The organism is Helicobacter labetoulli (genome assembly GCF_003670275.1).
Taxonomy (GTDB): domain Bacteria; phylum Campylobacterota; class Campylobacteria; order Campylobacterales; family Helicobacteraceae; genus Helicobacter_C; species Helicobacter_C labetoulli.
On the sequence record NZ_QXJF01000023.1, the window covers coordinates 1 to 1,556 of the forward strand.

2 protein-coding genes are annotated in these 1,556 nt (G+C 35.3%); both read left to right on the forward strand.

Annotated features, from left to right (window positions below):
- Positions 1–83 precede the first annotated feature (83 nt).
- Positions 84–1,139: a hypothetical protein gene (locus tag EBF12_RS10280; RefSeq protein WP_121727568.1), complete on the forward strand. Its 1,056-nt coding sequence runs from the start codon at positions 84–86 to the stop codon at positions 1,137–1,139.
- The gene (locus tag EBF12_RS10285) at positions 1,136–1,555 is read left to right on the forward strand and encodes an ApeI family dehydratase (protein ID WP_121727569.1); all 420 of its coding nucleotides are present in this window, start codon (positions 1,136–1,138) and stop codon (positions 1,553–1,555) included. The genes EBF12_RS10280 and EBF12_RS10285 overlap by 4 nt, the downstream gene beginning before the upstream one ends.
- Position 1,556: the final 1 nt, after the last annotated feature.

Genomic DNA, 1,556 nt, shown 5'->3' on the forward strand with positions numbered 1-1,556 from the left:
TGAGAATCCACTTTTGCTTCCACGGCTTGATTGCAATGATTATCCGCCTAGAAGCGAGAAGATAAGGTTATTGGAGGTGGAGTGTGAGTAGGGAAAATAGATATGATGATTTTTTTACATTTGAAGTGGCTAGAATGGATAGTGTTGGAGAAATTATGGGTTTTATAAAAACACATTGGGATAGCAATCATATTCTTGCAAATGATAAGGAGTTCTTTAAGTACCACTATGGCAATCTTGATAATAAGGATCAATTAAATGTTTTTGTTATGCGTGAGAAAAATGGGGCAATTGCTGGAATTTTGGGACAGGTAGTGTATGGGAGAGATGATCTTGGGATACATTTCTCTGGCTCTATTACAAAGGCTAGAGCCGATTTAGATGTGCCAATGGCTGGTTTGGAGCTTCAAAAGAGGCTCTATAAGCATTTTGGTGAATTTGTTGAGGTAGCTTGTGGGGCGAATAATAAAACCATTGTTCCATTATTTACAAATGTTTTTAAATATCAAAGTGGCGTGATGGATTTGTATTTTTTGCTTAATAAATCTATGAGCGAATTTAAGCTTATAAAAGTGTCGGGAGACACAAGGAATAAAGCTATTCAAGAGAGTGGGCTGTATATATTAGAGCGGATTTATGATCTAGATTCACTAAATTTTGACTTTATCAAACGCTACGAAAGATTACCTTTTAAAAACAAGAATTTTTTAGATCATAGATATTTTAAGCATCCTATTTATAATTATTTAAGCTATGTTGTTAAAGTTGGCAATAAGTGCTTGGGTATAGTGTTTTTTCGTATTGTAGAGTATCAAGGAGCTAGGATATTGATGCTTGTTGATTTTGTTGGAGAGCTGTCCTGTTTTGCATATATTGGACAGCCACTATGTGATTTGTTGAGTGAGTTTAATGCAGAGTGTATTCATTTTCTTGTGGCTGGGTTAAAGCAGGATTTTCTAGAAAAAGCTGGATTTTCAAGGGTGGATTTAGATTCAAAAGAAATTGTTATTCCTACTTATTTTGAACCATTTTTGAGTGAAAATATCAAAAACTACTATATAAAAAGTCGCCCTGAAATGGTGATATTTAAAGCTTTAGGCGATCAGGATAATCCAAAATACAAGGCGGTTTCACAATGAAAACACTTCTAAACTTAGATGTGATAGAGATTCAGGAATATCAACAAAATCGCCACCCACTTTTATTTGTAGATTTTATTAAGGAGGTAAGGATTGGCAAATCGGCACTTGGTTATAAGACCTTTTCATATAACGAATGGTATTTTCCATCACATTTTGAGGATGAACCAAATGTTCCGGGATTTATCCAAATGGAAGTGCTTACACAGGTGTTTTTAATGACATTTTTAACGATGGATGAGAATAAAGGAAAGAAAACAGCATTTATCAAATCCAATGTTGAGTTTAGAAAGAAAATTGTCCCAAGCGATACATTAGAGATAAGGGCAGAGTTGGATTTTTATAGTCGTGGTGTGGCAAAGGGAAGTGTGAATGGATATCTCCACAGCATAGCTGGGGGGGGGGGGGGGAAATGAA